This window comes from Rhizobium sp. BR 362, assembly GCF_036528765.1.
GTDB lineage: Bacteria > Pseudomonadota > Alphaproteobacteria > Rhizobiales > Rhizobiaceae > Rhizobium.
The window spans coordinates 1-25,810 of record NZ_JARWGH010000045.1; the positions used below are offsets into that span (position 1 = coordinate 1).

Sequence of the window (25,810 nt, forward strand, 5' to 3'; positions counted from 1 at the left end):
TCACCGTTGCCGACGACAAGCCTGTCGCTGCGACCGGCGATGCCAGTTCCGTCACCGAAGGCGCGCTTCCGAGCGGCAACGAAAACCCGCATGTCGAGACCGATGCCATCACCACCGGCTCGCTCAACATCTCCTGGGGTGCCGATAACGCCAACACCGACAAGGGTGGGGCCGGTGACCGCTCGGTCGCCTTCACCGATGCCACCGTCACGACACAGGGCCAGGACGGCGAGGCGCTGAGCTCGCACGGTCTTGCCGTTCACACGGCGCTGCTGGCTGACGGCACACTGGTTGGCTACACCGGCGAGGCCGCTCCGACGGCCGTGATGAATGGCGAGGGCGCGGTTGGCTCGAACATCGTCTTCTACGCGACGGTCTCGGACACCGACAACGGCCACTATAACTTCACGCTGGTGCAGTCGCTCGACGACGCCAAGGGTTCTGATGCCATCACGCTGACCTTCGGCTACACGGCAACCGACTCCGATGGCGATACCGCCACGAACAGCTTCACCATCACCGTTGCCGACGACAAGCCTGTCGCTGCGACCGGCGATGCCGGTTCCGTCACCGAAGGCGCGCTTCCGAGCGGCAACGAAAACCCGCATGTCGAGACCGATGCCATCACCACCGGCTCGCTCAACATCTCCTGGGGTGCCGATAACGCCAACACCAACCAGGGTGGGGCCGGCGACCGCTCGGTCGCCTTCACCGATGCCACCGTCACGACGCAGGGCCAGGACGGCGAGGCGCTGAGCTCGCACGGTCTTGCCGTTCACACGGCGCTGCTGGCTGACGGCACACTGGTTGGCTACACCGGCGAGGCCGCTCCGACGGCAACTTCCGCATCCAATGTCGTTTTCTACGCCACGGTCTCGGATACCGACAACGGCCACTATAACTTCACGCTGGTGCAGTCGCTCGACGACGCCAAGGGTTCGGATGCCATCACGCTGACCTTCGGCTACACGGCAACCGATTCCGATGGCGATACCGTCACGAACAGCTTCACCATCACCGTTGCTGACGACAAGCCTGTTGCTCACGCGATTGACAACACTGCTTCGCCGCTGAATGACGATGCGCAGATCGACGGAAACCCGGATGCCAACGACGCCAACGCGCATAGCGTCTCGGGCGCTCCCGGCGCCCTGTTCAGCGCTGGCGCCGACAGTTCTGCAAGCGTCTCGATCGATCAGTCCAGCCTTCCGGCTCTGAAAACGATCTATGTTGACACCAACGGATTCGCGCAGCAGGAAGACGTTACCTGGGGCAAGCCGACGATTTCTGGCGGTGCGACGACCTGGGTTGCTTCCAGCGCCAATCACGACACCGTCGCCACGCTGACCATCAATGCCGATGGCTCATACACCTTCAGCACCAGTGCGCCGCTCGTCCACCCGACCTCCGGCACGACGGAAGAAAGCTTCCCGCTGACCTTCACCTTCACGGTGACCGATGGCGACAACGATACGTCGACGGGGTCGCTGACCTTGCATGTTACAGATGACGTGCCGCTGGCAAACACTGTCACCGTGAACAACGTGACGCTGAACGACGACGCCCTGAAGGGCGGAAATCTCGATACGGCCGGCGTAACCGATATCGACACGGTCACTGGCGCGAGCGGCACGCTCTTTTCGGGCGGCGCTGATGGCGTCCATCAGGTGACGCTCGGAGCGACGACGGATTTCAGCGCCATCTATACCGGCAAGGACGGCTTTGCCCATGTCGAGTCGGTCGTTTGGGGCAGCCCGACGACGGCCGCAGGCGGCGAGACGATCTGGATCGCGACGGGCAAGGATAGCGGCCAGACGGTCGCGACACTGACGATCGGCACGGATGGTTCCTACAGCTTCACACTCAGTGCGCCGGTCGCCCATGCGGCAAGCCCGACCGCGGAAAATACGCAGGATCTGACCTTCAACTTCACCGTCGCCGATGGTGACAGCGATACGGCCAGCGGCTCGCTGACGGTTACCGTCAAGGACGACGCGCCAATCGCCTATAAGGTCGATGCCACCTCGACGCCGCTCAACGATGACGCGCAGGCACATGGCAACCTGGACGGCACCGCAGACGCGAAGACGATCAATGGCGACGCAGGGGCTCTGTTCTCCGCCGGTGCCGACGGCGTCAAGGGCGTGTCGATGGACAGCCTGCCGACGCTAAAGGCGATCTACCTCGACAGCCACGGCATCGGCCATCAGGAAGCGGTGTCCTGGACGTCGTCTGCGGCGAACGGTGTGACGACCTGGACGGCAACCGGCGCCTCCAGCCATGCCACCGTCGCGGTTCTGACGATCAACTCCGACGGTTCCTACAGCTTCACCGCGGATGCGCCGCTTGTACATTCGACGTCGTCGACGACCGAAGACAGCCTGACGCTGAATTTCGGCTTCACGGTCACCGATGGCGACGGTGATACAGCGAACGGCTCGCTGGCGATTGCCATCACGGACGACGTCCCAGTTGCCTCCGGCACGACCGTTGCAGTCACGGCCGACGAGGGCGACATTTACAATCTCCTGTCGCATGGCAACAGCGCGCTCGATGGCACGCATGACGGATCGTCCTCGCAGCCCGCACTATTCGGTTTCGGCTTTGCGGCCACGGTATCCGGTTCCGTTGCTTCCACCGTTTCCTTCGGTGCCGATGGCGCAGCGGTCAGTGGCGGCTTCAGCTTCACCGCCAATGCGACGTCGACGCTTACCGCTCTGCATCTGACTTCGGGTGGCGAAGCGCTCTCCTATGCCGTGGTCAACAACGTGATCATCGGCTATGTCGATAATGACCACCACAACGGCTACAACCCGGTCCTCGACCGCCCGGTCCTGTCATTGTCGCTCTCTGGCAACGGCAGCTTCACCTTCCAGCAGTACGATCAGCTCGACAACGTCGCTGGTCCCGGCAACGACCTGCGCTCAGGCAATAGCTCGATCTCGGCCATCGACTTCGGTTCCGTCATCCAGGCGACTGACGGCGACGGCGACACCGTGACACTGACCGGCGCTTTGAAAGTCACGATCGTCGACGATGCGCCGAAGGTCGATCTTGCCCTCACTGGCTCGATCACGATCGACGAGAGCGGCAGCGGCGACAACGACGTCAACGCAAGCAATGCGGTCAAGAGCCTGTTTGCCGGCATCACTGGCGGCAACGATCGCGATATGTCGGCGGTCTACGCTCAGCACAACGTCGTCTCGCCGTCGGTCTCGATGGGCGCCGACGATGCGTCGGGTACGACGAGCAGCCTGACGCTTCATATCGACAATGCCGACTCCGGCTTGACGACGACTGCTGGTCAGGCGATCACGCTCTCGCAGCTCGCCAACGGCACGGTTGTCGGCAAGATCGCCGACGGCGAGATCGCCTTTGCGATCCGCCTCGACAACAGCGGCAAGGTCAGCATCGCCCAGTACATGTCGCTCGCCAACCCGAACACGTCGAAGTCGGACGGCGATACGGTCGATCTCACCGGCAAGCTCTCGGCGGTGCTGAGCGCGACCGATAGCGATGGCGACACCGTCGCCAAGTCCGTTTCCATCGGCAGCAGCATTCGCTTCGATGATGACGGCCCGTCGATCGGCGGCGCCGTATCGACGAAGACACTTGCCGAGCATGACCTTCTGGCGAACTCGGGTTCGCTGTCGCCCTCTGGCATCAGCACTGGCGCGGTTGCGCTCAATCTCGCCTTCGGCGCCGACGGCCCGGCCGCCCATGCTGTCACCTTCGTACCGCGTTCGAACGGCAGCTATTTCACCGCAAGCTACGGCAACAATCAGACGCTTGATGCGACCAAGCTGAGCTCTGGCGGCCACGCGCTGTCCTATTCGCTCAGCGGTGACGGCATGACGCTCATCGCCTACACCGGCAGCAATGCCGCCGATCAGTCGAGCTGGGTCTTCAAAGTTGTCCTCTCTCAGGACAGCGGCCACGCCAGCGGCGCCTACAACTTCACGCTTTACAAATCGCTCGACGACGTCAACGGTCAAACCAATCTCTCGGATATCAAGCTGACCTTCCAGGTTGCCGGGCATGACGGCGACAGCGACACCACGAGCGGCACGCAGAGCTTCTCGGTCGATGTCACCGACGATGTGCCGACGTTGGTTGATCATGCCTCGGTTTCCGCGACCGTCTCGGAAACGGCGATCAATGCTCCCGTGGTGACGACGGGATCTTACACCGTCGATTTCGACACGGTGAACCCTTCGGCTGCCAAACTGACGGTTACCGAAGGCAGCGTCAGCGGCGGTGAGGTAGGCTCGTCGTCCAAGGGTGGTGAGATCGTGCTCGTGTCCAACACGGGAACGGCCTTTGTCGTGACACAGATGGATATCGGTGTGTTTGACCACAAAGGCCCGTCGTCCAAGACGGTCACGATCATCGGTACCGATGCGCAAGGTCATACGTATTCGGTGACGACTACCGGTACGACCTTCTCGGCTGCCGGCACTGCCCTCGAAGGCAAACAACTGACGTCGCTCGAGATCGATCCGCATGACAACTCGCTGACAGTCACGGTCGACAACATCCATGTCACCGACACGACGACGACGCCCACCCAAGATCCCGCCGAGACGACGGTAGATCTGACCTCGCTCGTCCACGCCAGCGCCGACAGCCCGTTGACTTGGTCGGTGAACACGGTCGCCACTGGAACGTCTTCCGGTAACCTGACAGGCGGTGCCGGGCTGACCTACAACGGCACGGCCATCACGCTCGCGAGCACGGATGGGCACACGATCACCGGCTCGGCCGGGGGCGTCACGGTCTTCACGTTGACCGTCGACTCCACGAGCGGTCACGCCACATTCGATCTTTACCACGCGATCGACGGCGGCAAAACGCTGCCGCTCGACTTCTCGAAATACGTTACGGCGACGGATTTCGACGGCGATGCAGTCACCCTGGGCAGCGGCTCCGTCACCGTCGTCGTGCAGTCGGCCACGGACAGCCTTCCGACAATCTCTTCAGCCGGCCTGGCATCAAGCGTCAGCGAAAGCGGCTTGCCGGGTGGTACGGGGACGGCTGGCGTCGCCAATGTCCATTCGGGTAGCATCGCAATCACTGCAGGCGATGCACCTTCGACGGTGACAATCGCAGGCCATACGTTCAACGTCGGCGCCACAATCGCCAATGGCGATACCAATGCCACCATTCAGGGTGCCTACGGAACGCTGCATATCCTCAGCGTCACCACGACGGCCATCAACTACACCTATACGCTGACCAGCACCACGAGCGGGGCGAGCAACCATGACTCCTTCTCCGTCACCGTCAGCGACGCGCCGATTGACGGTGAAAGCCAGACTGCAACCCTGACCTTCAACATCGCCGATGATAAGCCGATCGCAAGCACCATTCTGGTCGGATCGATGCATGAGAACGACGGCAGCGCGACTTTCGCGCTGGCTTCCGGAACCATCGCCTTCGGCGCCGACGGAGCGGCCCAGAGCGGCGCTATCCATGTCGACGGCGTCAGCGCCAACGGCGATCTCGCCGGGTCGACGCTGAGCACCTCCATGGTCACGATCGATGCCGGTCACGTGACCGTCACGCCGGGCAGCGCACTCGATGCTCTGGCGCTCGGCCACTCCTCGACACTCTCGATCGGTTACACGGTCACCGACGGCGACGGCAGCAAAACCAGCGGCACCTTCACCATCAGGGTCGACGGCGTCAACCACGCGCCGACCACGGCGGACGGAAGCGTCTCCACCGGCGAACATGCGGCCTATTATTTCTCGTCGAAGGACTTCGCTTTTAGCGATAGCATCGACGGCAATACGCTGAAATCCGTCACCATCACCAGCCTTCCGACCGGTGGGATGCTTTATCTTGGCGGGACAGCCGTCACGGTCGGTCAGCACATCGCCGCGAGCGCGCTTTCAACGCTTCACTTCACGCCTTCGGCGGGGTTTGCCGGCGCGACCGAAACCGCGAACTTCGGCTTCACGGTGCAGGATAACGGCGGCACCGCCGACGGCGGCGTCGACACTTCGGCCGCCCATACGATGACAGTCACCGTGACCGCCGTTGACGACGGTGCGGCGAAGGTCTCGATTACCGATCAGACGACGCATACAGGCAAAGCACTCGTTGCAGGCGACACGCTGAACGCGGCGATTGCGACAAACGACCCGGATCACGGGCAGTCCGGCGTGACCTATGCGTGGAGCTGGGCGGACGATCAGTCCCATACGGTTCTCGGAACCGCATCGTCCTACACGGTGACGAGCGCCGATGTCGGGCATTCATTGATCCTGACGGTGAACTATACGGATGGTCAGGGCTTCAGCGATATCGCGACGCAGACGACGTCTGCTGTCATCGCCCCGACGGTCTTTGCTCCGACGGTCGATGCAACGCCACTCTCGGAGGCCAATCTTTCGGGCGGCTCCAATCCGCAGCCTTCTGAACTGACAGCTACGGGCAGCATTGCCCTTGGCACCCTGGATAATCCGCACATCACCAGCGTTGCGGGTGCCGACGGCACGGCGGTAGGGGTCGATCAAACGGCCCCGGACAGCCAGACGACGACGATCCACGGTTCCTACGGTGATCTCGTAATCGATGCGAACGGCGCGTATACCTACACGCTGACGCATGCGGGCTCGAACCCATCGGGAGATACGGATCAGTTCACCTATACGGTGACGGATATGAACGGCAAAACGGCTCAGGAGACCCTGACGTTCAATATCGCCGACGACGCGCCGACGCTGACCGGTACCGGGATTTCCGCATCCGTCTCCGACGATGGCGTGGTGACGACTGCCGAACACTCCGCAACGACGACGGCGGAACTGACCTCGCTCGTCAACTCCGGTGCTGACAGCCCGTTGAGCTGGTCGGCGAACGCCGTCGCAGCCGGTACCTCTTCCGGTACCCTGACAGGTGGCACCGCGTTGACGTACAACGGTGCGGCCATCACGCTCGACAGCACGGATGGGCATACAATCATCGGCTCGGCGGGGGGCGTCACGGTCTTCACGTTGACCGTCGACACCAGCGGCCATGCCACGTTCGTGCTTGACCAGACGATCGACGGTGCCAAGGACCAGACGCTCGACTTCTCGCAATACGTTAAGGCCACGGATTCCGATGGCGACTCTGTGACGTTGGGAACAGGCGCCTTCACAATCGCTGTGGACCACGTCAATCACCCGGCGGAGATCGGCGGTGTCGATAACGGAGCTGTCACGGAAGACCTGAATGTTTCCGCCGACGGCTATCTGCAGGCAAGCGGCACGTTGGCGATCAACGATGCGGATCGGGGCGAAGGCAATTTCCAGGCGACGACCATCGACCCGGACAACACGCATCTCGGTACGCTGACGATCGGTGCGGACGGTAGCTGGACTTACAAGGTCGATGACAGCCTGTCAGCCGTGCAGAATCTGGGTGTGAACCAGAGCACGACCGACACGTTCACGGTCTCCTCCGTCGACGGAACCACCCATGACATCGTGGTGACGATCAACGGCACGAACGATGCTCCGACGATCTCCATCGCCAGCGGCGACAGCGCGAGCGGTGCCGTGACCGAAGCCGGCATTGGTGTTGCCGACGACAGCGCTCACAACACGGTTTCCGGTCATCTAACCGGGGCTGATATCGACAGCCCGACCCTGACGTGGTCGGTGGTTGCGAACAACGGCCAGACGGCCAACGGGAGTGGGTCGGTTGCAGGCGCTTATGGTACGCTGAGCGTCGGTGTGGATGGCACCTGGACCTATGTCTTGGATCAGTCGAAGGCCGATTCGCTGAATACCTCAGATCATCCGCAGGAAAGCTTCACGGTTCAGTTGAGCGACAACCAAGGCGGCATCACGACGCAGACAGTCGTGGTAACGGTCGACGGCACGAACGACGCGCCGACGATCTCGATCGTCAGCGGCGATAGCGCCAACGGTGCGGTGACCGAGGCTGGTGTTGGCGTTGCCGACGACAGCGCTCACAACACAATCTCCGGCCATCTGACCGGGGCTGATGTCGACAACACGTCCCTGACGTGGTCGGTGATTGCGAGCGGCAACCAGACTGTCAACGGGAGCGACTCGGTCACTGGCACTTACGGCACGCTGAGTGTCGGTACGGACGGTACCTGGACCTATACTCTGGATCAGTCGAAGGCCAATCCACTGACGGCTTCGGATCATCTGCAGGAAAGCTTCACGGTGCAACTGAGCGACGGCCAAGGCGGCATCACGACGCAGACGGTTGTCGTGACGGTCAATGGCACCAACGACGCACCGACGATCTCGATCGCCAGCGGCGACATCGCCAGCGGTGCCGTGACTGAAGCCGGAATTGGTGTTGCTGACGACAGCGCTCACAACACGATCTCCGGCCATCTGACCGGGGCTGATATCGACAGCCCGACCCTGACGTGGTCGGTGGTCGCGGGCAGCGGCCAGACTGCCAATGGTGGGTCGGTCACCGGCACTTACGGCACGCTCAGCGTCAATGCGAACGGTACCTGGAGCTATACTCTGGATCAGTCGAAGGCCAATTCGCTGACGGCTTCGGATCATCCTCAGGAGAGTTTCACGGTTCAGTTGAGCGATGGCCAAGGCGGCGTCACGACGCAGACGGTCTTGGTGACAGTCAACGGGACGAACGACGCGCCGACGATCTCGATCAGCAGCGGCGACAGTGCCAGCGGTGCCGTAACTGAGGCTGGTGTTGGCGTTGCCGACGACAGCGCTCACAACACAATCTCCGGCCATCTGACCGGGGCTGATGTCGACAACACGTCCCTGACGTGGTCGGTGGTTGCGGGCAGTGGCCAGACTGCTAATGGGGGGTCGGTTACCGGCACTTACGGCACGCTGAGCGTCAATGCGAACGGCACCTGGACTTATGCCCTGGATCAATCGAAGGCTAATTCTCTGATGGCTTCGGATCATCCGCAGGAAAGCTTCCTGGTTCAGTTGAGCGATGGCCAAGACGGCGTCACGACGCAGACCGTCGTGGTGACGGTCAACGGCACGAACGATGCGCCGGTGCTGAGCAGCACTGCCTCGACTGCGTCCTATACCGCGGGAGATGCCGCCTTGGTGCTGTCGAGCACGACGACTGTGGCGGACGCCGATAATACAACACTGGCGTCGGCAAAGGTTTCGATCTCGAGCGGCTTTGCGAGCGGCGACGTACTGTCGGCGACGCTGACGGGGACGTCGATTACCGCAAGCTACAACGCCACAACCGGCGTATTGACGCTTACCGGCAACGACACGCTGGCGCATTACCAGGCGGTCCTGGACAGCGTGACGTTCGCATCGACGAACTCCAGCACGGCCACTCGGACGATCAGTTGGTCCGTCAATGATGGGGCGGCGAATAGTAGCGTGACCACAACGACACTCACCGTCGCCGCGCAACAAGATGTGGCGCCGGTGCTGGATCTGAACACCACGACCACCGGAAGCGATTCATCAATCAGCTACAAAGCGAAGACGAGCGCCGTTAATTTGGCACCGCACGCTCTCGTCACAGACACTGACTCCACGAATTTCAGCGACGGAACACTTGTCGTCAAGTCGTCGGGCTCCTCAGACAAGTTGACCGTTCTAGGTTTTAGCTCCGGTAACCTGTTTTATGGTGGGAAGAACATTGGCACGCTCGTATCCAGCGATGGTGGTGCAACGCTGACGGTAAGTTTCAACGCGAATGCTACGCCGGTTTTGGTGACGGCGTTGCTAAAGGACATTCAATTCAGCTCCACCTCGAATTCGGGAGGCGACCGGACCGTTACTTTCACAGTCAGCGACGGCGATGGCGGAACATCCTCTGCCGCTGTGCATGTGGACTATACGTATACGAACATGCCCGCCGGCATCTCCGGCGAAGCCATGAACCTGGCACTCTCTGCTCCGTCGGATCATGTCGGCGCGGTCACGTTGACCGTTGCTGGCCTTCCCGCCGGCTGGGTGCTGAGCGAAGGCACGCATAACGCCGATGGCACCTGGTCCGTGGTGACGAACGATCCGTCGTCGCTGACGGTCACCTCGCCCGATGGCGTCACCGGCGCGGTGGTCCTCCAGGTCACCGAGACCTGGACCAACGCGGACGGTTCGACTGGCATGGCCACTGTGGCCGATAACGTCGAAGCCTATGCCAAGGGCGCGCCGATTTTCGCCTGGTCGGGGGACGATACGCTCACCGCATCGAGCGGCAACGACACGCTGGTCTTCGCGAATGCCATCGGCGCCGACGTCGTACACAACTTCGATACGGCGCATGACAAGATCGATCTGATCGGGTTCGCTGGCTTCTCAAGCTTCGCCGACGTTCAGGCCCATCTGTCGACCGACGCGTCGGGCAATGCCGTCATCACGCTCGGCGATGGCGAGACCATCACCTTGGCAGGCGTCAGCGCCGCGGCTCTGACTGCGGACGACTTCCTGTTCAATGAGGCGGTCGTCACCCACAATACCGACGACATGGTGCTCTCAGACGGCGCGCTGATGCCGTTCAGCGGCACGCTCGACAACACCGGCAGCATTCACCTCGCCTCGACCGGTAACGAGACGGCCTTCGAAATCGTGCAGCACGGCCTCACGCTAACCGGCGGCGGCACGGTGATGTTGTCCGACGATGCGTCCAACATCATCTTCGGCAGCGGCGACGATGTCACACTGACCAACGTTGACAACACCATCTCCGGCGCCGGCCAGCTCGGCGACGGGCACCTGACGCTGGTCAACGAGGGCACGATCATTGCCGACGGCATCCACGCGCTCGTCATCGACACCGGTGTCAACGCGGTGAACAACACCGGCATGCTAGAGGTGACCGGGTCCGGCGGCCTCGACATACACAGCAGCGTCGTCAATGACGGCGTATTGTGGGCGAATGGCGGCAGCATCAATCTCGAGGGCAATGTCAGCGGCAGCGGCACGGCGCTGCTGTCGGGTCACGCCAGCCTCGAAATCGGCGGCTCGTTCAGCGAGGCGATCACGCTGAGCACGGACGCCCGGGCCACCATCACCATCGACCATGCGGCGGCCTTCACGGGCACAATCGCCGGCCTCGACGCCAATGATGAGCTGCGGTTCGGCGATATCTCTGCCGCGACCGCCAGCTTCTCCTTTGCGGAAAATGCGGCGAAAACCGGTGGCGTGCTGACCGTCACCGATGGTATCCACACCGCAAGCATCGGTCTTAACGGCGACTACTCGGCCAGCGACTTCTCACTCGGCCACGACGGCGACTATGCCGAGATCGACTTCGGCCATCTCTACGGCACCGACGGCAGCGACACGCTGACGAGTGGCGGCGGCTACACCATGACCGGCGGCGTCGGCGCGGATACTTTCGTGCTCGATGCCCAGGCGCTGCACAACCTCAACATGGCCGACGTCATCACCGACTTCAGCCCGAAGGGAGAGGGCGACAAGCTGGATGTTTCGAACCTGCTGAACGCGCTGGTCGGCGAGCATCCGGGCATGACCGAGGCGAATGCTGTCGCGTCGATGACGGCAGCGGTCGATACCGCAACCAATTCGACGAAGATCAGCATCAACACCGGCTCGGAAACCCATGTGGTCGCCACGCTGCAGAACTACGCGTCCACGGGCCACGATGCCGTCCATGTGCTGTTCAACAACCACGAAGAGCAGCTTGCGACCCATACGCAAACTGCCGGCGCCTGATGCCTTCACGCCGACTCTAAATCTCGAGCGGCGCGAGACGCGCCGCGACGCTATAGCGATGTTTAAATCGGGAAAGGTGTCGAGAGTTTCCCGCTGAGATCATTGTGGCGCGCCACATAGCTTTGTTCGGCCTTCCTCGAAGCAGCACCATTGCTGGGGCCGCCAGAGCGACGACCGCGATCCTCAGCGAGATCCTTAGCTTCAGTGCCTTTATCCGGCGCGTTCTGACGCCGCTCCATGTGCTGCTCAAGCGAAACTTGACCTAGCGGCCTCCAAGCGCACACCAAGAAGATGACTATAGAATTCTCTCAAAATAGCTGCAATCAAACGAGAGCCCTACCTCGTGAGCCGAGGTAGGCCCAGCGGACCGGGGGTCGCGATCGTCCGCCGTGCGAATGGAAGTCGGAGGCTTTGGAAACGACCGAACGTCCTTCTTATCGCTCAGAGCCGCTTTTGGCTTCCAGCTCGACGCTGCTGACCAAGACCGGCACCTTGGCCTTGCTGACACTTGTCGTGATGGTCGTGTCTTTCGTCGTCGTTTTCCTGATCGGCGGCGTAGATCTGGCTATGGTCCGTCGCAACTTGAACCGCAAGCGGCCCGCCGAGTCCCCTGCCGCAGCGATCAACGGCGAACCCGGACGGAAGAAGTGCCGGCCGCGCGAGCAGTAGTTCCAGAAGCGCTTCGAACCGAGATCGACGTGAACGATGCCGTTGCAGTATGTGCCGATGCCGCCGATGTCAGGCGCGCTGACCGCGGCTGCGATTACGGCGCGATAGGACGCGCCAGGCACGCGGATGTCCGCTGCCAGGCAGCGCCGGTGTAGCGAGCCTATTCGGCCATGCGCCCTGAGGCCTGACGTGACGATCGGCTCTCGATGAGTTTCTGCTGCGATATGGGAGAGGATTTTGCGCAGCTTTTCCGGAAAGCAGCTAGCCTGGACGCCTACCGTCTGCAGCATGTAGGATCGGCTTACCTTCTGGTCCGATCCGCTTACCTCTTGATGAGATCCGCTCAGCTCTTGCCGACTTCCCCTGGTGTATCGGCGGACGGGTTCTGCCGCACCTGTTGTTTCGGAAAATAGAAGGACCAGAATCACGAACGCGACCGAATAGGTTCGTTTCATTGACCTACCTCCGAGGCGAGCGTCCCGCGCTCTATGACCCTGAAGGAAATGGTTTTCCGGCTAAAAATTCCATACGCAAAAACATACTAAAATAGGAGTAAAGTTATTCGCTAATTATCATTAAAAGACGACAAAATCGGAAAGATGTCACATATTCACAAAACTTCGTGAGCTGTGCGGAAATGTTTATTTCCTTCCTGGAGGTGAAAACGTAGCGCGGGTGATAATGAGCTTCCAGAGACTGGCGAAGGTTGATTTCGCCCGCTTGTTCTCACCTTGTCTTGCTAGGTTTCACTGATATTCTGCTATCCACGGTCGTGACGATGCATGGGCGCCAGACGCTAAGGCGGCGAATCGCCCATAAGCGCTTATCCCAACGGTGAAGCTTAGAGTTACTCATAGCATGACGATCTCCCTGTACGCGCTTATAAGGTTCGTGGAGCGAACGAGCTTGTGATTGGTCGTTGCTGTGTTAACTAGCTCCTCGTGATTTGCCGTCACCTCTCAAGTTCGCGAAGAAATCGTCATCACAAAAAGCGCGCGATCGGAACCGTATGAAGAATGGAAAGCAGGATAAGTCTGGAACTCTCTCATCGTCGAGCCGGCTGCAGCAGGAGCACCGGAGATCGCTGACAATCGGACTTTTGCGTGCGCGTGAAGCGGTGATGAGCCATTTTCGACCAATCCTGGCGGCCCATGACGTGACGGAGCAGCAATGGCGCGTTATTCGCGTGCTGTCCGAAGCTGGGACTCTCGATGCAAGTGAAGTCGCCGACAAGGCCTCGATCCTGGCGCCGAGCCTGACTCGCATGATCCGTTCGCTGGAGGAGCGTGGTTTCATTACCAAGCATAAAGATGATGCCGACGGGCGAAGAGTGTTGCTGAGAATCACGGCTACGGGGCAGGCGATGATCGATGAAGTCATGCCAGAAAGCCTAAAGGTCTACGCCGATATCGGCGCGCGCTTTGGAACCCAGCGGATGGAACAGTTGTTGGATATGCTCGATGAACTGGCCGCATTGAAGCTCGAAGGCGAAGTGAGCGGCGAGGACTGAAACTATCAAACTTGCAGGGCCGGGAAGCTGTTGAGCCGCACTTGACAACTCGGAGGGCGATCGCAGCACGGTAAATGCGACACATTATTCCGCGGCCATCGCAACGGCTAACAATACATGGCGGAAACGATTTTGCCGTTAGTGATCAGTAGACTTTCGCGTCTGCCAGCGGCTTGGCCACGTCCGCCTTCTTGAAGTCGTCGAGGAGCTTGGTCGTAGCATTGGCAAGCAGGGTGACGTCGTTGCCGATTGCGACGAAGGTCGCGCCAAGGTCGAGATACCGTTTGGCAAGCGAGAGATCGCCGATAAGGATACCGGCGGCCTTGCCGTGCGACTGGATCTTGGCGAGCGCCTTTTCGACCTCTGCTTGAACTTCCGGCGCGCCCGGCTTGCCGAGGTAACCCATGTCGGCCGCGAGATCGGCAGGCCCGATGAAAACACCGTCTACGCCCTCGGTCGAGGCGATGGCGTCGAGTGCCGCAAGCCCCACGCGGCTTTCCACCTGCAGAAGCAGGCAGATCTCGTTATTGGCTGTCGGCAGATAGTCGGGAATGCGGTTGAAGGCGGATGCACGGGCAAGGGCCGCGCCGACGCCGCGCACGCCATGCGGTGGATATCTGACCGCCCTGACCATGGTTTCGGCCATTTCCTTGCTGTCGACCATCGGGATGAGCAGGGTCTGAGCGCCGATATCGAGCATCTGCTTGATGATCCAGGTCTCGCCAATCGGCGGACGGATCACCGCGTGGCTTGCCGTGCCTTTCATCGCCTGCAGTTGCGAGACGAGAAGCGGCACATCGTTCGGCGCATGCTCGGCGTCGAGGAGCAACCAGTCGTAACCGGCGCCGGCTGAGATTTCGACTGTGTAGGCATTGGCGAGCGCCTGCCATAGACCGATCTGGGCTCGTCCTTCCTTCAGGGCCTGTTTGAAAAGATTTTTGGGCGCCGGCATGGTTCACTCCTTCATGCAAAGAACAGGCTGACCGATCCGTAGGGGCCGAAATCGGCATTGATCGTATCGCCGTGCCGCGCCTCGATCGGCCGGATGAAGGAGCCCGCCAGAACGATCTGGCCGGCTTCGATGCCGTCGCCATATTCCGCCAGCCGATTGGCAAGCCAGGCGATGCCGCGGGCGGGCTGGTTGAGAACGCCGGCGCCAAGGCCAGTCTCCTCGACCTCGGCATTGCGGCTGACGATCGCACCCATCCAGCGCATGTCGATCTCACCGGGCCGCACGGCGCGGCCGCCGGTGACGATGCCGGCATTGGCGGCATTGTCGGAGATGGTGTCGACGATGGTGCGCGCTTTCTTCGTCTCGGGATCAACGCGAAGGATGCGGGTATCCAGGATTTCGAGGGCCGGCGTAACGTAGTCGGTGGCGTTTAGCACATCGAAGATCGAGACGTTCGGCCCCTTGAGCGGCGCCTTCATGACGAAAGCGATCTCCGCTTCGATGCGCGGCTGGATGAATCGGTCGGCCGGCACGGTCGCGCCGTCCTCGAACACCATGTCGTCGAAGAGTACGCCGGAATCGGGGATGTTGATGTTAAGGGCATATTGCATCGCCTTCGACGTCAGCCCGATCTTCCAGCCGATCGGCTTGCGTCCTGCAGCAATCTTCTTTTTGACCCAGGCGCTCTGGACGGCATAGGAATCGTCCATGGTCATCTCCGGGTGCTTAAGCGAGAGAAGCCCGGTCTGGACACGCGTCCGCTCGGCCTGATCGAGGCTCTCGGCGGCGGCCTGGATTTCGTCATGAGACAGCATCAGTGCACCTCGTCGGCGATGGTGTTTTTCAGGATGCCGAGACCATCGGCCTCGACTTCGACGACATCGCCGGGCTTCAGCCAGATCGGCGGATCGAAGCGGGCACCGGCTCCCGTCGGCGTGCCCGTGACGATGACGTCGCCGGGAACAAGCGTGGTGAAGGTGGAGACGTAGTTGATGATCTTGCGGAAGGAGAAGATCATCCGGCTGGTGCGGTCGCTCTGGCGCACTTCGCCATTGACCCGGGTTTCCAGTTTGATGTCGGCGATCTGAGCTTCATCTTTGAACGGAACCAGCCAAGGGCCGATCGCGCCGGTGCGATCGAAGTTCTTGCCCTGGGTCACGTTGAACTTCGCATGCCGAACCCAGTCGCGGATCGTGCCTTCGTTGCAGAGCGACAGGGCCGCGATATGGGAGAAGGCATCGGCTTCCGCGATCCGGCGGCCGCCCTTTCCGATGACAATGACGATCTCCCCCTCATAGTCGAGCTGCGGGCTTTCCGGCGGCCGGATCAGCGGCTGGTCGTGTCCGGTGAAGGAGCTCGGAAAGCGGATGAAGAGCGAGGGATTTGAAGGTGCCGCCTGCCCATCCTTGTACTCCTCGTTGCGGTCGGGGAAGTTGACCCCGACGCAGATGATCTTTTCCGGTCGGGGAATGGGAATCTCGAAGCGGATTTCGTCCAGCGCGAAATCTGGCCTCAACGTCTTGGCTTCCTCGGCGAGTTGAACGAGGCGACCGGCCTCTATCACCTCGCGGAGCGTCGGCCATGTCGCGCCATGGCGCGCGGAGAGGTCGACGACGCCATCGGTCTTGACGAGACCATATTTCAGGGTGCCGTGGTGGGAAAAGCTGGCGAGGCGGGGCCGTTCGGTCAAAATGGTCTCCTATGTCAAACTGCGGGCAATCTCGGTGTTTGACGTAAAGGCCGTGTCGGCGTCATCGCGGGTCATCTCGAACTGGCCTGCCTGGAAGCGGATGGCGATACGCCCGTCGACGCGGGTTTGCGTGAGATAGATGCGGCCATCGTCGTTGATGGCGTTGACCAGTGCAATGTTGTGCCTGTCGGCGTCCTCACCGCCTTTATGGCGGAAGGAGAAGAGCGATAGCACCGGTTCGCTGACGAGTTCGAAATCCGGTTCGGCGGCAAGCCGTTTAGCCAGCTCTTCCGACCAGGTTACATGGTTGCGGATGATGGTGCGCAGCCCTTCAAGCCCGTGATAGCGCATGAGAAACCAGAGTTTCAGCGCGCGAAAACGACGGCCGAGCGGTACGGACCATTCGGAGTAGTCGATGATGCCGTCATGGCCATGCGTCTTCAGATATTCGGGCTGAATGGCGAGCGTGCGTACCTGGTCTTCCGGACTGCGGATAAACTGTACCGAGCAATCGAAATTGGCACCGAGCCATTTGTGCGGGTTGAAGACGATGGAGTCCGCCGCCTCAACACCGTCCCAGAGCCTGCGGAACTCGGGGCAGATCATCGCGGAGCCGGCCCAGGCGGCGTCGACATGCAGGTAGAGCTTGTGCGCCTTCACGACTTCCGCAACGGCGCGGATCGGGTCGCAGGCGCCGATTGAGGTGCCGCCCGTGCAGGCTATGACGCCGGCCGGAATATGGCCGGCGGCAAGGTCGGCCTTGATCGCGGCATCCAGCGCTTCGGGATCGATGCCATTGAGCGTGCCTTTGGTGGGAATGCGCACGAGATTCGCCTCGCCGATGCCCGCTATCCAGATCGCTCGGTCAATGGAAGTGTGCACCTGTTTTGAAGCATAGACGCGTACGGCCTTGTGCCCTGAAAGCCCCTCGCTGTTGCCCTTCCAGCCGAGAGCTTTTTCGCGCATCACAAGCACGGCTGCGAGCGTCGCAGTTGAGGCGGAATCCTGGATGACACCGGCAAAACCATCCGGAAGTCCCATGGCTCGTCGCAGCCAGTCGACCACGCGAGTTTCAAGCTCCGTCGCCGCCGGCGATGTCTGCCACAGCATGCACTGCGCGGCGATGGAGGTGACGAGGTAGTCCGCTATCACCGAGACTGGCGCGGCATTCGCCGGGAAATAGGCAAAGAAGCGAGGGTGCTGCCAGTGCGTCAGACCGTCCGGAATGATGCGCTCGAAATCGGCGAAGATTGCCTCCATGGCCTCGCCTGCTTCCGGTGCCGCATCAGCGATTTGCCGGGCGATGTCGCCAGGCTTCGTTTGCGCCCGCACCGGCCGCTCGCGCAGGCCCGCGCGATAATCGGTGCCCCAGTCGGCGACTTTTCGGGACCAATGACGGAATTCTTCGCTGTCCATATATCATTCCCTATTTGGTAGTGCGTTGTCTCTGCGCTGTGCCATCCCTTGCGCAATGTTCCATGGGGAACAGCCGGCTCTTTGAAATGCTGCCGCCGCGCCATGAGACTAAATCTGGGATGGTCATGCTATCTCGCGCCTCCCCTTTGTCTCAGGCGACACCGCCGAGGCAGACATATTTGATTTCGGTGAATTCCTCGATGCCGTAGCGCGAGCCCTCGCGGCCGAGACCGGAGAGCTTGACGCCACCAAAGGGCGCTTCGGCCGTCGAGATCAGGCCGGTATTGACCCCGACCATGCCGTATTCCAGCGCCTCGGCGACGCGGAAGACGCGGGCGAGATCCTTGGCATAGAAATAGGAGGCAAGACCGAACTCGGTGTCGTTGGCCTGAGCAATGACATCGGCCTCATCCTTGAAGCGGAAGAGGGGAGCGACCGGACCGAAAGTCTCTTCTCTCGCGACCGCCATCGCCGGCGTGATATCGGCAAGCACCGTCGCCTCATAGAAGCGTCCGCCGAGCTGATGGCGATGACCGCCGGCAACGACGCGGCCGCCTTTGGAGAGCGCATCGGCAACGTGCTCCTCGACCTTGGCAAGGGCTGCTTCGTCGATCAGCGGACCGAGATTGATGCCCTGGTCGAAGCCGTTGCCGGTCTTAAGCCCGCCGACCGCCTTGGAGAGCTTCTCGGCAAAGGCATCGTAGACACCGTCCTGCACATAGAGGCGGTTAGCACAGACGCAGGTCTGGCCGTTGTTGCGGAACTTGGCGATCAACGCGCCTTCGACGGCGGCATCGAGATCGGCATCATCAAAGACGATGAAGGGCGCATTGCCGCCGAGCTCCAGTCCGAGCTTCTTGATGGTCGGCGCACTCTGCTTATAAAGTTCGGCGCCGACTTCGGTCGAGCCGGTGAAGGTCAGCTTGCGCACGACAGGGCTTGCCGTCATCTCGCCGCCGATGGCGCGGGCCGAGCCGGTCAATACGCTGAACAAGCCCTTCGGCAGGCCGGCGCGTTCGGCAAGCACCGCGATCGCGATTGCCGAAAACGGCGTCTGCGAGGCGGGCTTCAGGACCATGGCGCAGCCGGCGGCAAAGGCCGGGCCGGCCTTGCGGGTGATCATGGCATTCGGGAAGTTCCAGGGGGTGATTGCCGCGACGACGCCGATCGGCTGCTTCATGACCAGGATGCGCTTGTCCTTCTGGTGGCCGGGGATAATGTCGCCATAGACGCGGCGGGCTTCTTCGGCGAACCATTCGACGAAGCTTGCGCCATAGGCGATTTCGCCCTTGGCCTCGGGGAGCGGCTTGCCCTGTTCGGCGGTCAGGATGCGTCCGAGATCATCCTGGTTTTCCATCATCAGCTCGAACCAGCGCCTGAGGATGCCGGAGCGTTCCTTGGCGGTGCGGGCCGCCCATTCCTTTTGTGCAATCTCGGCCGCGGCAATCGCCTTCTTGGTCTCGGCAGCACCCAGATTGGGAACAAGACCGATGATCTCGCCCGTCGCCGGATTGTCGACCTTGATCGCATTGGATGGATCGGCTTCGATCCACTCGCCGCCGACCAGTGCCGCCTGCCGGAACAATGTTGCGTCTTTCAAATTCATGACAGTCTCCTCGAGCAATAGACGCCGTAGCGGCATATTACATGCCCATTTCCGTCATCGCGACAGTTTCATATGGCGATTGACATCCTTGTAGAGAAGGTAGCGGAATTTTCCCGGCCCTCCTGCATAGCAGGCCTGAGGGCAGAAGGCGCGGAGCCACATGAAGTCGCCAGCCTCGACTTCCACCCAATCTTGATTCAGCCGATAAACGGCTTTGCCCTCGAGAACGTAGAGACCGTGCTCCATCACGTGGGTTTCTGCAAACGGGATGACTGCGCCGGGTTCGAAGGTAACGATCGTGACGTGCATGTCGTGGCGCAGGTCCATTGGATCGACGAAGCGGGTGGTTGCCCATTTCCCGTCCGTTCCCGGCATCGGCGTCGGTGCGATTTCCTGCTCATTGGTGAAAATTGGCTCCGGCGCGTCCATGCCCGGGACGGCCTCATACGCCTTGCGAATCCAGTGGAAGCGCGCCATGACCGATCCGCGATTGCGAAGTCGCCAGCCGGAGGAGGGTGGCAAGAAGGCGTAACCACCGGGATGGAGTATATGAGTTTCTCCCCCGAGTTCGACCGTGACCTCCCCTTCCAAAATGAAAAGCACCCCTTCGGCGTGCGGATCCAGTTCTGGCTGCTCACTGCCGCCTCCTGGGGTGACCTCCATGATGTACTGTGAGAAGGTTTCCGCAAAGCCGGAAAGTGGGCGCGAGAGCACCCAAAGGCGCGTTCCCTCCCAGAAAGGCAGATAGCTTGTGACGATGTCCATCATCACGCCTTTCGGGATCACGGCATAGGCTTCGGTAAAGACCGCGCGGCCGGTTAGGAGGTCCGTTTGCTTCGGAGCGCCGCCTGCGGGCGCGAAATAAGTTGGTTTCGTCACTTTTCCCTCCGTATGGCGCATATGATCCTGCCTGATTGGTAGCATCAGGACATGGCGAACATGGTATCGGTTTGCCCACATCCAACGGGTTTGTCCAGTCTTTGACGGGGCCCACAACAAGCTTTCGACCGGACCGCCACTCCAGCCCTCCTGTACTCGTAACCGCCGCCCGAATGCCTTTTGCCATCCACCGCCAAGGCATCTGTAAGCTGGGACTGACGACCGTCAGAACCTGCGGCCTGCTATGCCAGCAACGGATCTGCACTCCTGGCCGGAAAATCTTAAGGCAGCCCACCTTAGACAACCAATGGAGGCATTGGGTTCAATCAACTCACAGCCGTAAGAGTATAAATCCCCACAATAAATCGACTCAAAATGATAATAGTACCTTACAATATGAACGCTACTGATAAGTATTATAAGTGTAATATGTGTAGTTATACGTACAGAGCGTATGTTTCTGAATATTTCTGACGCCAAATTGGGGCTTATATATTCGATTATTCTTAATTTACTGATGTATTTCTGCATCTATGACGGATTTGTGTCGGTAATTTTCTTGGATTTACCAAAATACTATATTGGCTACGATGCTTCTCTGGCTATCTTGCGCCCGGAAGTTCAAAAACTTTCGATTATAGGGAACAGCCGGATGAATGAACGCAACGGACAAGCTCCGGGTCGTTCCGATCAGGCACACAGATTGGAGAAAAAATGAATATCAAGAGCCTTCTTCTCGGCTCCGCTGCTGCGCTTGCAGCAGTTTCCGGTGCTCACGCGGCCGACGCTGTTGTTGCTGCTGAACCGGAGCCGCTCGAATACGTCCGTATCTGCGACGCATACGGCGCAGGCTACTTCTTCATTCCGGGCACCGAAACCTGCCTCAAGATCGGCGGCAAGGTTCGTACGGAAGGTGAATGGTACGACGCTTACAACCCGAACAACGTTCGCGGCACGCTCTGGCACACCCGCGCTGAACTGCAGCTCCAGACTGCTACCGACACCGAATACGGTCCTCTGAAGACCAACACGGAACTGCGTTGGGATTGGCAGGAAGGCGGCTCCACGAGCACCAACTTCCTTCATGGCAGCATCAGCCTCGGTGGCTTCACCATCGGTAAGGAAGACTCGCAGTTCAACGTATTCACCGGCTACGCTGGCGACGTCATCAACGACGACGTGGTCTATGACGGCCCGTACGAACTCAACCAGATCACCTACAACTACGACGCTGGCAACGGCTTCACGGCTGTGATCTCGCTCGAAGACACCAACTCTGGCGCTGGCGCAACCGGTGCTAACGGCGAAGACAGCTCGGATCACTACGCTCCGGACGTCGTTGCCGGTGCTGGCTACAAGGCTGGCGCATGGTCCTTCAAGGTCGTCGGTGGTTATGACTCCATCGTCGAAGAAGGCGCTATCAAGGCTCGTGTCGATGCCGACTTCGGCGTCTTCTCGGCCTTCGTCATGGGCGGCTGGAACACGGACGGCGACAAGCTGAACAAGTACGCTGGCGCGAACGGCGGCGGCGACGCTTCCGGTATCGGCTGGGGCGACTGGGCAGTTTGGGGCGGCGCAAGCGTTCCGATCAACGAGAAGCTGAAGTGGAACTTCCAGGTCGCTTACACCGACTCCAAGATCTTCGCCGCTACGACGAACCTGAAGTTCAACCCGGTCAAGAACCTGCTCATCGAGCCGGAAGTTTCCTACACCAACTGGGATTCGATCAACGAAGATCAGTGGGCTGGTATCCTTCGCTTCGAGCGGAGCTTCTAATCTGATCTGAATTTGACCTCCGATCAGAAAAGGGAGAAGGCCCGGTTTCCCTCCGGGCCTTTTTTCGTGCCTATCGCAAATTCGCTCAGTTCATTGCTCGATCTCGACGCTCAATTCGATAATTGTCTCACTGTTGTGTGAAGTGGCGCCCTTGCCCCTGACAAAACATCGCTACCTCTGCTAGGTGCATAGCGATCATCGAACGATATCGATTGTACGTCCCTGTCAAATATCAGGAGTTTGAGCATGACCGGTTCTTCCGATTACACGCCGCCGAAAATCTGGACTTGGAACAAGGCGAATGGTGGCCAGTTCGCGAGTATCAACCGTCCGATCGCCGGACCGACGCACGACAAGGATCTGCCGGTCGGCGGCCATCCCCTCCAGCTTTACTCGCTCGCAACGCCGAACGGCGTGAAAGTCACGATCATGCTCGAAGAGTTGCTGGCTCTCGGTCACAGCGGCGCGGAATATGACGCCTGGCTGATCAGGATCGGCGAGGGTGAGCAGTTCGGAAGCGGCTTCGTGGAGGTCAATCCCAACTCCAAGATACCGGCTCTGATGGACCGCAGCGGCCCGACGCCGATTCGGGTTTTCGAGTCTGGGTCGATCCTTGTCTATCTCGCCGAAAAGTTCGGCGCCTTCCTGCCGACCGACGCCGCCGCGCGCGCCGAGTGCCTATCTTGGCTGTTCTGGCAGATGGGAAGCGCGCCCTATCTCGGCGGCGGTTTCGGCCATTTCTATGCCTATGCGCCGACGAAGATCGAATATGCGATCGACCGCTTTGCCATGGAGGTGAAGCGCCAGCTCGACGTGCTCGATCGCCGCCTTGCCGAAAGCGAATATTTGGGCGGCAAGGATTATACGATCGCCGATATGGCCGTTTGGCCCTGGTATGGCGGCCTCGCCAAGGGCTGGCAATATGGTGCGGCGGAGTTCCTGCAGGTGCAGGATTATAAGAACGTTCAGCGTTGGGCGGACGCTATCTTCGAGCGGCCGGCAGTGAAACGCGGACGGATGGTCAACCGGGTATCCGGTGAGCCTTCAAGCCAGTTGCATGAGCGCCACGACGCCAGCGATTTCGAAACGAGGACGCAGGACAAGCTCGAGCCCGCGAGCTGAGCGATCATTTCGCTGGAACCAAAGCTGGGCGTTGCTGCGCCCGGCTAAGACGCAGAACCCGACATCCAGTGCACATGAAGGCGGCCGCCAAGGCTATCCGCCATCGGTGAGCCGTTTTGGCGCCGCCTCGACAAGAGATGTCCCGATGATAAAAGGCATCGATGATATCATATGTCGAAGCGTGACAAAGAAGAGGGTTCATGCGGCACTCACGGTCAGACGGTCAAGGACGAGCGCGCGTCGGCCCGGGCGTGATGGCGTCCAAGAAAGTCGGCCTTCGATCGACCGAAATCGCCGACCGGAATTTCCGCGTCATCCTCGAAGCCATTCGCCGCTACGGTCCGTTGACGCGGCTTGAACTGGGACAGCGAACTGGGCTCAGCGGACCAGGCATCACGAACATATTGCGGCGGTTGGGGGATGACGGGCTCGTCACATCCAGGCGGCGCAGGGATGCGGCCAAGGGGGCTTCCTCGACGGAATTTGCGCTCAATCCGGATGGTGCCTTTTCGATCGGCGTTCGGCTGGGCGGTGCATGCCCGGAAGCCGTGCTGGTCGATCTCAGCGGCCAGATTCGCGAGCGGACACCGCTCGATCAGACGATCGAGCTGCCGGTCAGTCTTGAAAAGGCGGCAGGCGATCTTCTGGAGCGCAATACAGCGGCGCATTGCGTGCTTGGCATAGGCATTGCCGCGCGCTCGAGCGATGACATCAGCGTTGGGCAGATAATGCTTGATTCGCGGCCGCTCCGCGTGCTGGTCGAGCGTGAGTGCGTAGCAGCGGTGCTTGCCGAGCGCACTATCGGCGCGCCGATGCCCGAAGGCGGCCTCGTGATGATCATCGTCGACGATACGGTGGAGGCTGCGCTTCTCGTGCGCGGCGTGCCCTTTGCCGGAGTGCATGGCCGGGCGGGCAGCATCGGCGCGATGCGGACGGGTCCGGATCATGTGCGGCTCGACAGCATCGTCGGTTTGCACGCACTGCAGGCCGGCCTGTCGGCAGAGGAGTACGCGGCGCTTCTGGCCGGAGAGGAATTGCCGATGTCGGCGACAATTTCCGATTGGGTGAAAAATGCCGCCGGTCATCTGCTCGACGCTATCATCGCGACGGCCGGGTTCCTGGCTCCGGGGGCCATTCTTATCGGGGGTGATCTGCCGCGCGGCATAATCGAAGCGCTGATCCACCAAATGTCGATCGAGCGCCGCAATACGACCATTCGCCCATTCATCACGCCATGGATATCGCCGATCAGGCCAGCCAGCTTCGACGGCGGCGGCATTGCCCTCGGAGCGGCGCTGCTGCCGTTCTTCGACGCGCTTTTGCCGTCGCCATCAGCGGGATAGGTGACATGCCCGGCCATTCGACCGGGATGTCACTGTGGCTATGCCACATGTTCGTCCCTGTGACTGAGATCGGAGGCGATCGCCTTGTCGAGCACCTTCTGAATATTGGCGGCGCGCCGGAAGGAAGGCTCCTGCGTCTTGCCGGCCCTGACGGCCTGCACGAAGCGCTGGTAGTTGGTTTCGACCGGATCGAACGGGATGTCGCGCCATGTGGCGGTATGAACATCGTCGCCGAGGCAGGCGCGCAGTGTCGACTTGCCCGTATCGTAGATCATCTCGATTGAGCCTGTCTCGCCATAGACACGCAAGCGCAGCTCATCGAGCTGGCCGGCTGCCGTACGGGTTGCCTGGATCGTCCCGATCGCGCCCGATGTGAAGTCGACATTCAAGGTGAAGCTGTCATTGGCATCGAGATCATATTCATCGATCTTGTCGCCAGGCGCCTTGGTGAAGGTTTTCAGGCGGCCAAAGACATGCGCGACGTCGAGTCCCGAGCCATAGGAGGTGAAGTCGACGATATGGATGCCGATGTCGCCAAGAGCGCCATTGGAGCCATGTTTCTTGCTGAGACGCCACAGCCATTTGCTTTCCGTCTTCCAGTCCCCCCAGGCCTTGCCGACCAGCCAGCTCTGCAGATGCGACGCCTCGACATGGCGCACGGCGCCGATCTCGCCGGCGAGCACCATTTGTCGGCCTTTCTGCAGGGTAGGGGAGTTGCGGTAGGTGAAATTCACCATTCCGACCTTGCCGGATTTCTCCATCGCTTCCGCCATCTCCATGGCTTTGACGGCATCGGTCGCAAGCGGCTTTTCGCAGAAGACATGCTTGCCGGCCGCAATCGCCTGCATCGTGGTGGGGTGATGGACGCGGTCCGGCGTGACATTGGCGACCGCGTCAAACTCGCCCCAGGCAAGCGCTTCTTCGAGTGAGCCGAAATGGTTGGGTATGCCATGCAGGCTGCAGAAGGCAGCCAGCCGCTCGGGAACGATGTCGACGCCGCCGACAACGCTCACGCCCTCGATCGCCTTGAAGCTCGATGCATGTTTGTCGGCCATCCCGCCGGTGCCGAGAATAAGTAAGCGCATGATATCCTCCCATAGATCTCCGCTCCGCGGCCGAACCTTCAGGCTCGAACCACGAGTGATTGCGGCAAAACAATTTCTACTTCGCCGTTCAGAAGT

The 25,810-nt window shown here is 60.7% G+C and carries 13 protein-coding genes and 1 pseudogene; 6 read left to right on the forward strand and 8 right to left on the reverse strand.

What is annotated here, in order from left to right; translation table 11 throughout:
• Positions 1-11,666 (forward strand): T1SS-143 repeat domain-containing protein (locus tag QDY28_RS27985; protein WP_331384555.1); only part of this gene is annotated, 11,666 nt, incomplete at its 5' end.
• 662 nt (positions 11,667-12,328) lie between these two features.
• On the opposite strand, the pseudogene QDY28_RS27995 reads toward QDY28_RS27985, so the two are convergent.
• Positions 12,329-12,790 (reverse strand): annotated as a pseudogene (locus QDY28_RS27995) (hypothetical protein); the annotation flags it as partial.
• Between the two features lie 554 nt (positions 12,791-13,344).
• Between QDY28_RS27995 and hpaR the strand changes: the two are divergent.
• Entirely contained in the window at positions 13,345-13,845 is a 501-nt protein-coding gene (gene hpaR / locus QDY28_RS28000) for a homoprotocatechuate degradation operon regulator HpaR (RefSeq protein WP_331384556.1), read from the forward strand.
• A gap of 145 nt (positions 13,846-13,990) precedes the next feature.
• Here the strand turns inward: hpaR and hpaI are convergent, their stop codons facing one another.
• The 6 genes from hpaI to QDY28_RS28030 all read right to left on the reverse strand — a co-directional run bounded on the left by hpaI (position 13,991) and on the right by QDY28_RS28030 (position 20,388).
• The gene (gene hpaI / locus QDY28_RS28005; RefSeq protein ID WP_331384557.1) at positions 13,991-14,797 is read right to left on the reverse strand and encodes a 4-hydroxy-2-oxoheptanedioate aldolase; all 807 of its coding nucleotides are present in this window, start codon (positions 14,795-14,797) and stop codon (positions 13,991-13,993) included.
• A gap of 11 nt (positions 14,798-14,808) precedes the next feature.
• Entirely contained in the window at positions 14,809-15,612 is an 804-nt protein-coding gene (gene hpaH / locus QDY28_RS28010) for a 2-oxo-hept-4-ene-1,7-dioate hydratase (RefSeq protein WP_331384558.1), read from the reverse strand.
• Entirely contained in the window at positions 15,612-16,442 is an 831-nt protein-coding gene (locus tag QDY28_RS28015) for a fumarylacetoacetate hydrolase family protein (protein ID WP_442967605.1), read from the reverse strand. The genes hpaH and QDY28_RS28015 overlap by 1 nt, the downstream gene beginning before the upstream one ends.
• 54 nt (positions 16,443-16,496) lie before the next feature.
• Complete coding sequence (locus QDY28_RS28020) at positions 16,497-17,903, reverse strand: pyridoxal phosphate-dependent decarboxylase family protein (RefSeq protein WP_331384560.1); 1,407 nt, start codon at positions 17,901-17,903, stop codon at positions 16,497-16,499.
• Positions 17,904-18,054: 151 nt separating this feature from the next.
• On the reverse strand, positions 18,055-19,509 hold the full coding sequence (gene gabD, locus QDY28_RS28025) for an NADP-dependent succinate-semialdehyde dehydrogenase (RefSeq protein ID WP_331384561.1): 1,455 nt from the start codon (positions 19,507-19,509) through the stop codon (positions 18,055-18,057).
• Positions 19,510-19,563: 54 nt separating this feature from the next.
• Positions 19,564-20,388: a bifunctional allantoicase/(S)-ureidoglycine aminohydrolase gene (locus QDY28_RS28030; RefSeq protein ID WP_331384562.1), complete on the reverse strand. Its 825-nt coding sequence runs from the start codon at positions 20,386-20,388 to the stop codon at positions 19,564-19,566.
• A 454-nt stretch (positions 20,389-20,842) separates the two neighbouring features.
• On the opposite strand from QDY28_RS28030, the gene QDY28_RS28035 reads away from it, so the two are divergent.
• The 4 genes from QDY28_RS28035 to QDY28_RS28050 all read left to right on the forward strand — a co-directional run bounded on the left by QDY28_RS28035 (position 20,843) and on the right by QDY28_RS28050 (position 24,629).
• Entirely contained in the window at positions 20,843-21,106 is a 264-nt protein-coding gene (locus QDY28_RS28035) for a hypothetical protein (protein WP_331384563.1), read from the forward strand.
• Complete coding sequence (locus tag QDY28_RS28040; protein WP_331384564.1) at positions 21,103-22,164, forward strand: porin; 1,062 nt, start codon at positions 21,103-21,105, stop codon at positions 22,162-22,164. The genes QDY28_RS28035 and QDY28_RS28040 overlap by 4 nt, the downstream gene beginning before the upstream one ends.
• Before the next feature lie 246 nt (positions 22,165-22,410).
• Positions 22,411-23,286, forward strand: coding sequence for a glutathione-dependent disulfide-bond oxidoreductase (gene yghU / locus QDY28_RS28045; RefSeq protein ID WP_331384566.1), 876 nt, complete (start codon positions 22,411-22,413; stop codon positions 23,284-23,286).
• Positions 23,287-23,486: 200 nt separating this feature from the next.
• Positions 23,487-24,629 carry an ROK family transcriptional regulator gene (locus tag QDY28_RS28050; protein ID WP_331384568.1) on the forward strand — a complete coding sequence of 381 codons (1,143 nt, stop codon included), beginning with the start codon at positions 23,487-23,489 and terminating at the stop codon, positions 24,627-24,629.
• 38 nt (positions 24,630-24,667) lie between these two features.
• Here QDY28_RS28050 and QDY28_RS28055 read toward each other — a convergent pair whose 3' ends face one another.
• On the reverse strand, positions 24,668-25,714 hold the full coding sequence (locus QDY28_RS28055) for a Gfo/Idh/MocA family protein (protein ID WP_331384569.1): 1,047 nt from the start codon (positions 25,712-25,714) through the stop codon (positions 24,668-24,670).
• Positions 25,715-25,810 lie beyond the last annotated feature (96 nt).

Excerpts from the sequence above, each read along its gene's own strand:
- hpaH (WP_331384558.1), bottom strand. The coding sequence starts at position 15,612 with ATGCTGTCTCATGACGAAATCCAGGCCGCCGCCGAGAGCCTCGATCAG.
- QDY28_RS28020 (WP_331384560.1), bottom strand. The coding sequence starts at position 17,903 with ATGGACAGCGAAGAATTCCGTCATTGGTCCCGAAAAGTCGCCGACTGG.
- QDY28_RS28040 (WP_331384564.1), top strand. The coding sequence starts at position 21,103 with ATGAATATCAAGAGCCTTCTTCTCGGCTCCGCTGCTGCGCTTGCAGCA.
- hpaR (WP_331384556.1), top strand. The coding sequence starts at position 13,345 with ATGAAGAATGGAAAGCAGGATAAGTCTGGAACTCTCTCATCGTCGAGC.
- QDY28_RS28055 (WP_331384569.1), bottom strand. The coding sequence starts at position 25,714 with ATGCGCTTACTTATTCTCGGCACCGGCGGGATGGCCGACAAACATGCA.
- gabD (WP_331384561.1), bottom strand. The coding sequence starts at position 19,509 with ATGAATTTGAAAGACGCAACATTGTTCCGGCAGGCGGCACTGGTCGGC.
- hpaI (WP_331384557.1), bottom strand. The coding sequence starts at position 14,797 with ATGCCGGCGCCCAAAAATCTTTTCAAACAGGCCCTGAAGGAAGGACGA.
- QDY28_RS28035 (WP_331384563.1), top strand. The coding sequence starts at position 20,843 with ATGTTTCTGAATATTTCTGACGCCAAATTGGGGCTTATATATTCGATT.
- yghU (WP_331384566.1), top strand. The coding sequence starts at position 22,411 with ATGACCGGTTCTTCCGATTACACGCCGCCGAAAATCTGGACTTGGAAC.
- QDY28_RS28050 (WP_331384568.1), top strand. The coding sequence starts at position 23,487 with ATGCGGCACTCACGGTCAGACGGTCAAGGACGAGCGCGCGTCGGCCCG.